General features: G+C 75.9%; 8 protein-coding genes and 1 riboswitch. Of the genes, 4 read left to right on the forward strand and 4 right to left on the reverse strand.

The genetic code is table 11. The features are described from left to right. The first annotated feature begins 11 nt into the window (after window positions 1–11). Window positions 12–455, forward strand: a complete 444-nt coding sequence (locus PV343_RS27830; protein WP_319149735.1) for a nuclear transport factor 2 family protein — start codon at window positions 12–14, stop codon at window positions 453–455. On the opposite strand, the gene PV343_RS27835 is transcribed toward PV343_RS27830, so the two are convergent. From PV343_RS27835 to PV343_RS27850, 4 genes are all read right to left on the reverse strand, one after another. Next, entirely contained in the window at window positions 448–1,872 is a 1,425-nt protein-coding gene (locus PV343_RS27835; RefSeq protein ID WP_319149736.1) for an FAD-dependent oxidoreductase, read from the reverse strand. The two genes, PV343_RS27830 and PV343_RS27835, sit on opposite strands and share 8 nt — an antisense overlap. Continuing rightward, window positions 1,865–3,709 carry an MAB_1171c family putative transporter gene (locus PV343_RS27840; protein ID WP_319149743.1) on the reverse strand — a complete coding sequence of 615 codons (1,845 nt, stop codon included), beginning with the start codon at window positions 3,707–3,709 and terminating at the stop codon, window positions 1,865–1,867. Before PV343_RS27840 ends, PV343_RS27835 begins: the two co-directional genes overlap by 8 nt. Then, window positions 3,709–4,272 (reverse strand): hypothetical protein, encoded by a 564-nt coding sequence (locus tag PV343_RS27845; RefSeq protein WP_319149737.1) that lies wholly within the window; start codon window positions 4,270–4,272, stop codon window positions 3,709–3,711. The genes PV343_RS27840 and PV343_RS27845 overlap by 1 nt, the downstream gene beginning before the upstream one ends. Before the next feature lie 191 nt (window positions 4,273–4,463). After that, window positions 4,464–5,093 carry an XRE family transcriptional regulator gene (locus PV343_RS27850; protein ID WP_319149738.1) on the reverse strand — a complete coding sequence of 210 codons (630 nt, stop codon included), beginning with the start codon at window positions 5,091–5,093 and terminating at the stop codon, window positions 4,464–4,466. A gap of 249 nt (window positions 5,094–5,342) precedes the next feature. Here PV343_RS27850 and PV343_RS27855 point away from each other — a divergent pair, with 249 nt between their 5' ends. The 3 genes from PV343_RS27855 (at window position 5,343) to PV343_RS27865 (ending at window position 8,789) form a co-directional block, all read left to right on the forward strand. Beyond that, entirely contained in the window at window positions 5,343–6,386 is a 1,044-nt protein-coding gene (locus PV343_RS27855; RefSeq protein WP_319149739.1) for a hypothetical protein, read from the forward strand. Between the two features lie 304 nt (window positions 6,387–6,690). Further along, window positions 6,691–6,762, forward strand: a riboswitch (cobalamin riboswitch). 129 nt (window positions 6,763–6,891) lie between these two features. Beyond that, complete coding sequence (locus tag PV343_RS27860) at window positions 6,892–8,124, forward strand: prenyltransferase/squalene oxidase repeat-containing protein (protein ID WP_319149740.1); 1,233 nt, start codon at window positions 6,892–6,894, stop codon at window positions 8,122–8,124. Then, the gene (locus PV343_RS27865; RefSeq protein ID WP_319149741.1) at window positions 8,121–8,789 is read left to right on the forward strand and encodes an SCO2322 family protein; all 669 of its coding nucleotides are present in this window, start codon (window positions 8,121–8,123) and stop codon (window positions 8,787–8,789) included. The genes PV343_RS27860 and PV343_RS27865 overlap by 4 nt, the downstream gene beginning before the upstream one ends. The last annotated feature ends 54 nt before the right edge of the window (window positions 8,790–8,843 follow it).

An 8,843-nucleotide genomic window follows, 5' to 3' on the forward strand; every position in this document is an offset into this window, starting at 1 on the left:
TGGATGACCCCATGGACCCTTGGGAGCAACTCCTCGGCGAACGCGCCTGCGAGCGCCTGATCCTCGACTTCGTCCACCGGCTCGATCTCGGCGAACCGTCCTCCGTGGCCGGCCTGTTCACCGAGGACGGCAGCTGGGCGTGGCCGGCGGGCGAGCGCCTGGTCGAGGGCCGGGAGGCGCTGGGTGAGTACTTCGGCTCCCGCCCGGCCGACCGGCTCTCGCGCCGCCTGATGTCCAACGTCCTCGTCACCGTGACGTCCCCGGACACGGCCACCGCCGTCTCGTACTTCTCGACCTACCGCGTCGACGGCCACGAGGGCGGCTTCGTCCCCGCGGAACCGCCCGTCCAGGTGGGCCACTACGAGGACGCCTTCCGGCGGACCGACGGCCGATGGCTGCTGCAGACCCGCGTCCTGCACCTGGCGTTCGCGGGCCCGACGCCGAAGGTCAGCTGAGCCCGGCCGCCTCGCGTTCCGCGGTGCTGAGCGGGGGGCCGGACAGCGGGCCCTTGCGGGGGCCGAAGCAGATGTTCCAGAGCATGTCGGGGGCGAACAGGCGGGTCGGCGGTGTGCGCAGGCTCATCACGTCCAGCAGGCCGCGCAGCGCGCGCGGGTTCTCCGAGCCCGCGGCCACCGCCCTGTCGACGTAGGCGGTGAGCAGCCGCTCGACGGCGGTCGGTGGCTGGGGCGCGGCCCCCGGGTAGGAGGCGTCCTGGCCCACCGCGAGGTTCCAGGCGTTGCCGACCGGCCGGGCCACCGCGCGCTGGATGCGGCGGGCGGTGCCGGCGGCGGTCGGGCCGTGCCGGTCGAGGACCCGGCCGAGGGCCCGCACGCTCTGCGCGGCGACGGAGAGGCCGTGTCCGTAGACGGGGTTGTAGCCGGCAACGGCGTCCCCGATGACCGCGAAGCCGTCCGGCCAGGTCTCGGCGTTCTCGTAGTAGCGGCGGCGGTTGGCCGTGCTGTGGGTGGTGACCGGGTCGGTGAGGGGCGTGGCGCGGGCGAGGAGACGGCCGATGATCGGGTCCTTGAGACCGGTGCGCGCGAACTCCTCGAACCGCTCGGGGTCTGCGGTCGGCCGGCCGCCCCGGGTGCCGGAGAGCGTGACCAGCCAGCGGTCGCCCTCTATGGGTACGACGACTCCGCCCCGGCCGGGCGCGTCGCGCGGGTCCGCCTGGACGTTCACCACCGGGTAGCGCAGGGCGGCCGTGCCCTCGGGGGCGGCGTAGATCCGGCTGGCGTACGCGACACCGGCGTCGACGACCCGTTCCTCGACGGGGGCGTGGCCCAGTTCCCGCAGCCAGTGGTGCGTCTGGGAGGCGCGGCCGCTCGCGTCGATCACCAGGTCGGCGGGGAGGTCGCCGTGGCGGCCGTCGTGACGGTCGTCGGACGCCGCGCACATCCGGACGCCCGTCACCCGGCCCTGGTGGGCGGTGAGGCCGGCGACCCTGGTGCCGTCGCGCAGCGTGACACGGCGCCGGGCCAGCACGTCGGTCCGGATCACCGCGTCCAGCAGGTCCCGGCTGCACACGATCATGTGGTGCCGTGAGCCGGTGAACCGCCGGAACCACTGACCGGAGGGCGCCTTGCTCACCAGGTCCGTCATCACGTCGATCAGCCCGGCCCCCCTGCCGACCAGTTCCCCGGTGACGCCCGGCAGCAGCTCCTCCAGGGCGGCGACCCCGCCGGACCACAACAGGTGGGCGTGGCGGGCCTGGGGCAGCCCCTTGCGCGGCTCGGGACCCTGCGGCAGCCGGTCGGCCTCGACGACGGTGACCTCGTGGAAGCGGCTGGCGAGCACGGAGGCGGCGAGCATCCCGGCCGTGCTGCCGCCGATGACGACGGCGGTACGGCGGGCGGTGCGTGTGTCAGGCATGTGTGGTGAGACCTTCTCTGACGACCGCCTCCCGGCGGAACGTATCGACCATCGACGAGTGGACCCGCAGGGCGCGCGCGATGCACTCCAGCTCACCGTCGGACACATCGGCGAGGCCCCGCACGGGCGCGACGCGATCGACGGTCGCGGGGTGCGGGCCGGGGCCCGGCATCGGAGCCGCCCGGCCTGCGGCGAGCGGCTCCGCGACGGCTGCGGACCTCGCGCAACCCGCGCCCAGCGGCCCCGCGCCACCCACCCGAACCGGCTCCGCGGGGCCCCCGGACCCCGGCTCCCCGCCGGCTCCGGACCCCGGCTCCCCGCCGGCTCCGGGCCGCGGCTCCCCGACCGCTCGTGGCACCCGCTCCGGCCCGCCTCCGGCGGCCGGCTCCCCCGGCGCTCCGGGCACGGGTCCCAGCGCGCCTCCGGCGGCCAGCTCACCGCCTCCGCCGGGCGCACGTTCCAGCCCGCCTCCGGCGACCGGCTCCGCGAGGCACCCGGCGACCTCCTCCGCCGGGCCCTCGGGGGGCGCCCCCGCGTCGCCCTCACCACCTGCCCCCGTCCGGCATCCGGCAGCCGCCCCCACGCAACCCGTGGCCGACGGCCCCGCGCCCAGCGCTTCCCCGCCGCCCACACTGACCCGCTCCGCCAGGCCCCCGGGCCCCGGCTCCGCCCACCCCCGCCCAACGGGCCCCCGCCCTGAGGGCACCGGGCCGGATGGCACCGGGCCGGTCGGTGGCGTGGGATCTGCTTCCCCGTTCGGGGTGGCACGGAGGCCGGGCCGCTCAAGGCCCGGTAAGCGGAGGGCTTCCCTCGCGGTCAGGATGTCCACCGCTGCCGCGATGCCGCGGGCGGCCGTGTCGGAGTAACCGGCCGCCGTCGCCGCGTGGTGGGTGCGGTCGCGGCGGGACTGGCTGAGGTGGGGGCTGAGTTTGAGCAGGCCGTCGTTGATGGTGGCGCGGCGCAGCTCCAGGCGGAGGGCGGCACCGCTGACCCGGCCGGTCGCCGGGGCGGCGGGGGCCGTGACGGTGAGCATGGCCTGCCACAGGGGCTTGAGCCGCCGGTGGGTGCGGACCAGGCGCCGGCGCTCCTCGACGACCGGTCCGGCCTGTCCGGCGATGAAGCCGACGGCGACCAGTACCGCCTCGCCGATGGCGAACGGCGGGGCCGCGTAGGTCGACAGCCAGTCCCAGTCGCGGCCGCCGAACCGGGCGCCGATCGCGGCGAGTTTGGCGATGTCGAAGAGGAGCCCGAGCGCGTACGCGATCTGGAGGCAGACCACGGCCCGCCGCAGCCAGGTGTCCTCGACCTCCTTGAACCAGGCCCACAGGATGCCCGCCGCGACCAGCGCGGAGGCCAGGTGCGCGACCAGGTACAGCAGCACGAACTCGCGCATCCAGGGTGTGTCGGCGTAGTAGGTGTCGAGGTCCCGCAGCCGCTCGACGTGGTGGTCGCCGAGCAGGAAGGTCGTCCACAGGCCGAGGACGATGGCGCCGTAGACCAGCCAGACCGTGCGGGTGCGCCGGCGGCGGACCGCGGACGGCGGCTCGCGCCAGGTGATGATCAGCCACAGGCAGGCCCCGCAGTAGGCCGCGAGCAGGGAGTACACCCACAGCCCGGCGAAGTTGGGGACCCCCGTGAGCTGGTTGATGCGGTGCAGGTTGGCCGGCGGCAGCGAGGCGAAGACGACCGCGCCGATCGCGAGCAGCAGGGTGGTGGCCCGCAGGATCGGGTCCTGCCAGGCACGCCGCAGCAGCGGCAGCTTGATCAGGAAGGCCACCGCGAGCAGCGCGGCGGGGACGGCGTAGGCGGTGAACGAGCCGCACGGGTCCCAGCGCATCACGGCCCGCCGATGTTGCCCAGCGAGGACGACAGCCGACCGGTGAGGGTTTCCTGCGTGGTGCGTCCGGCGGCCGCGCCCGGGCCGACGACCCGGCGGAACTTGGCCGCGAGCCGCAGCCCGCACTCCTCGGCCTCCCACTCCGCCTCGGCCGCCGCCGTCGCGGGCGACCGGGTGGCCAGGGCGACCACCTGCGCCCAGGGGACGTCCTCGTCGGCGCGGGCCAGCAGCCGGCGCGCGGCCGCGGGCATCCCGGGCCGGTAGTGGACGTCCAGCGTCTGGTAGTGGATGTGGCCGATCTCGTGCCCCGTGATGACGAACTTGTGCTCGTCCGGGGCGCGTTCCTCGACCACGACGACGTACTCCTCGTCCATGGCGAAGGTGACCCCGGAGACGTCGAGACCCGGCGGGAAGCCGACGAACTTCAGGCGGACCGGGCGGTCGAGCTGCGGACCGAGCGTGGCGCAGACCGCGTGCAGGAACGCCTCCGGCCGGGTGGGCGGGGTCAGGGTCCGGGCGGTGTCGCGGACGAGCCGGTCGAGGAACCGCTTCGGCGACCTCACGGGTCTGCGGGATCTCGGCGATCTGTCGGGGCGCATGCGTCGTCCTTGCGGTCGTCGTCCTTGCGGTCGAGGTCGGCGGGCGTGCGGGCGAACCATAGGACCAGGAAGACGGGAATGGCATGTTCCCCGGGCGGGAACGATCGTTTACGGCCAGTGCCGGACCGGGCACGCGCCGGAGCCCCGGGCGGGCGTCACACCCGCCCGGCGCCTCGCAGGTCGGCGGGCTCCCTGACCGCCCCGCGCTCCCCGGACCGCTCCGAGGCGATGATCATCTCGGCCAGGTCGGCGAGCGTGGCGAGCTGGCGGGCGTTCATCTGCGGGGCGCGGGCGGCCAGTCGCACCAGCCCGCTCTCCCGCAGCCGCAGCAGCGGGTCGGCCTCCGCCTCCAGGCTCTGCAGCACCGGCTGCAACGCCTCGTACAGCGCTTCCTGTTCGTCCGCGGTGAAGAAGCCGGCCGGCAGACCGAAGAACCGGCGCAGCCGGTCGGTGTGTTCCAGGCCCGGCATGCCGCTCTTGCGCCACTCGCTCAGCCACTGCCTGCTGGTGCCGGCGATGCGGGCCAGCTCGTCCAGCGAGTACCGCTTGCCGTCCGCCCTGCGCCGCGTCTCCCGGATGAAGTCCAGCCGCTGGCGCACCCGTTGGGACAGGCACGCCTCGGGCGCCCGGCCGCCCGAGAGCAGTTCGACGACGACGCCGACGGGGATGCCGGTGCGGTGCGAGAGGCCGGCCACGTCCAGCGCCTCCGGCAGCCGGCCTGGCCGACCGGTCAGTTCCCCGAGCCGGTCCAGCACGTCGGCCAGCGGGGCGTAGGCGTCACTCACCGAGGTCCCCCCTGGGCGCGTCGTCCGTTCCGTGGCTGAGCTGACGCGAGGCTACCCGGTCACCCGGGTGCCGACCAGACATGGCAGGGGCGGCTGCCCAAAGAGGCAGCAATCGTTGACAGTTGAGGGTGCGTTGGGTGAGTATCGGGACACGGAGAGCAAGATCGACCCGCCCCGGGTGCTGCCTATGGGGGAGCAGCATCCGGGGCGTTCCTCTGTCCGCCTTCTCCCCACGAAGGTGAGGTTCCGATGCCGCAGTCCGTCCTCCTGCTCGGAACCGGCCGCCGGGCCGCGTACGACGCGTACCCGCTGGCCCGGATCGCGGCCGCCCACCCGGTGGTGCTGGTGGGCATCGACCCGCCCGGCTGGACCCGCCCCTACCTGGCGGGCCACCTGGCGGCGGACCCGCGCCAGGAGGCCGCGGCGGCGGCGGTCGCGCGGTACGCGGCCCGGCACCGGTTCCGCGGGGTGCTGACCTGGTCGGCGGAGCACCTGGTGGGCGCCGCGCGCATCGCCGACCGACTGGCGCTGCCCGGCGTCCCGTACGCGACGGCCGCGGCCTGCGCCGACCCCGTCGCCCTGGCGGCGCTGCTGGCCCGTCACCGGGTCGCGCCGGCCGGTCCGGAGGACACGGAGGGGCTGCTGGTCTCCGCCGAGGCCGTGGTCCTGGACGACGAGGTGCGCATCGCCGCGCTCACCCGGACGACCCCGGGTCCGCCGCCCGCCCGGCAGCCGCTGCGGCATTCCGTGCACGCCCACGACGCCCTGCTGCACAACCCGTTCCTGCGGCAGACGGTGGAGCGGACCGTGCGCGCGCTGGGCCTCGCCCACACGGTGGTCCACGTCGGCCTGCGGCTGACCGAACGGGGGCCCCGCGTCACGGACGTCGTCCCGCACCTGCCCGGTGACCTGATCCCGCTGCTGGTGGAACGGGCCACCGGCGTCGATCTCGCACGGGCCGCCGCGGCCCTGGCCACGGGGCGGCCCCCGGACGTGACGCCGACCCGGCAGCGGGCGGCCGCGATCCAGTTCGCCTACCCGGCCACGACCGGCCTGCTGACCCACCTCCACCTGGACCCGGCCGCCCGGTACGAGCCGTGCGCCGAGCGGATGGTGCTCACCCGGCGGCCGGGCGACGCGGTCACGGCGGCCGCGCACGCGGGCCCGGCCGACCGGCTCGCGCACTGGGTGGCGGAGGGCGACGACCCGGCGCGGTGCGAACACGCGCTGCGCGAGATGGCCCACTACCTGAGCGCGGCCGTCACCCCGACGACCCGGCCGCACGCGGCCTGACGCACCTCCGCACCCCCGACCGCATGCGACCTGACGCCCCTCCACACCCCTGGCCGCGCGCGGCCCGACCCACCTCCACACCCCCCAGCCGCCCATGAACTGCCCACCTCCGTACCCCCGGCCGCCAGCGGCCCGACCCACCTCCACACCTCCGGCCGCCCGCGGCCCGACCCACCTCCACACCTCCGGCCACCGCCCGTCCTCGGCGCGTGACCCCGGTCACGGTCGCGCTGTGCCCACAGCCACCTCTCGGGCCCGGTTCGGCGGCCGGTAAAGTGGCGGCGTCGTCATCACACCCGTACGGGGGGAAGCCGGTGCAATTCCGGCGCTGACCCGCAACCGTGAACCGTCCCCCGGGCGGTGAGCCGGACTGCCCCGGGCGGGACGTTGACCGGCTCGCGTGCGCGACGGCCCGTCGCGCACGGCACCGTCGAGGTTCACGGAGCCGAGCCGCCCGGGGTGGTCCCGCGCGCTGCCGGTTCCCGCAGAGAGGCAGTCGCCGACCATGAACGTCCGCCGCAGTGCCGCGGCTCTCGCCGCCCTGGGTGTGCTGGCCGCAGCCGCGCCCGCCACGGCCGCCGATTCGTCCCCGTCCGCCCCTCCGAAGGTGACCGTGCCCGCCGGTCTGTACGGCAGGACGGACCCGACCTACGACGGTGTCTGGCGCCAGTCGCTGGCGCTGCTCGCGCAGCGGACCGTCGGCTACCGGCCGGCCGCCTCGGCCGTCGACTGGCTGACCGGACAGCAGTGCGCCGAGGGCGGCTTCGCCGCGTTCCGGGCCGACACCGCCAAGCCCTGCGGCGGCAAGGGCGGCGCCCAGCCCGACACCAACAGCACGGCCGCCGCCGTCCAGGCGCTGCAGGCGCTCGGCGGTCACGACAGCGAGATACGCAAGGCCCTGGTCTGGCTGTCGTCGCAGCAGAACAAGGACGGCGGCTGGGGCTACACTCCCGGCTCCCCGAGCGACACCAACTCCACCGGTGTCGTCGCCGGCGCCTTCGCCGGGGCCGGCCAGGACCCCGCCAAGCTGCGCCTCGGCGGCAAGAGCCCCTACGACCTGCTGGCCAAGTGGTCGCTGCCGTGCGACGGCGACGCGGCCGGAGCGCTCCCCTACCAGCCGGACAAGAAGGGCAAGCTGACGGCCAACGCGGACGCGACGGCCGCCGCCGTGCTCGGCGCGCTCGGCAAGGGGCTCGCGGCCAAGGCCGGCACGGCCCCCGCGCAGGGGTACGTCTGCGCCAACTCCGACAAGCCGCTCACCCCCGAGGAAGTGGCGAACAACGCCTCCGCCTACCTGGCGGACGCCCTGTACGACGACGGCCACCTGAAGTCGGCGCTGCCCGGCGCCAAGGACCAGCCCGACTACGGCAACACGGCGGACGCGGTCGTCGCGCTCGCCGCGGACGGCTGGGGCCGTTCGGCGAAGAAGCCGTACACCTGGCTGGAGAAGAACGCGGCGAAGTGGGCGGCGCAGAGCGGCCCGGCCGCCTACGCCGAACTGGTCTTCGCCGCCCACGCGATGGGCGACGACCCGCGCGACTTCGGCGGCACGGACCTGGTGCGGGCGCTCAACGCGACGGGTCCGGCCCCGCAGGCCGCGAGCCCGGCGCACGCCGAGACGAAGTCCGCCGAGGACGACTCGCACACGGGCGTCTGGTGGATCGTCGGCGTCGGCCTGGTCGCGGGCATCGGCATCGGGTTCCTGCTCAGCGGCCGGAAGAAGAAGGCGCGGTCGTGACCGCCGTCCGCCGTGCCGCCGCCCTGCTGGCCGCCGTGCTCGTCGTGGTGACCGGCGCGGCCCAGGCGCATGCCGCGGGGTACCGCTACTGGTCGTTCTGGGAGCGGGACGGGGCCCGGTGGACGTACGCCACCCAGGGCCCGGCGACCGCGCGCCCCGAGGACGGCGGTGTGCAGGGCTTCCGGTTCGCGGTGAGCGAGGACTCCGCGGACGCGAGCCGGCCGCGCGGTGCGGCGGACTTCGCCACCATCTGCGCGGGCACCCCGGCCCGTCCGGGCCACAAACGCGTCGCGCTGGTCCTCGACTTCGGCACCCCGGCGGACGCGCCGTCCGGTGAGACGCCGCCGGCCCGCCGCACGGCGTGCGCCCGGGTGTCCGACGACGCCACGGCGGCCGACGCCCTGGCGGCGGTCGCCAAGCCGCTGCGCTACGACGCCAACGCCCTGCTGTGCGCGATCGCCGGCTACCCGCACAAGGGCTGCGGGGAGCAGGTGTCGGCGGGGAAGGCACCGGCGGCCGGCGCCGGTGCGAAGTCCGGCACGGACACCGGCGGCACGTCCGGTTCGGACGGCGGTCCCTCGCTGGGCCTGCCGATCGGCGCGGCGGTCGTCGCGCTGCTCGCGGGGGCGGCGGTCTGGCAGGCGCGGCGGCGCGGGAATGCGTAACGGCGCCGGTGACCGCGCGCGGCCCGCGGCCGGTCGCGCGGTCCGCGGCACCGC

It is taken from the genome of Streptomyces sp. WI03-4A (assembly GCF_033792105.1).
Lineage (GTDB): Bacteria > Actinomycetota > Actinomycetes > Streptomycetales > Streptomycetaceae > Streptomyces > Streptomyces collinus_A.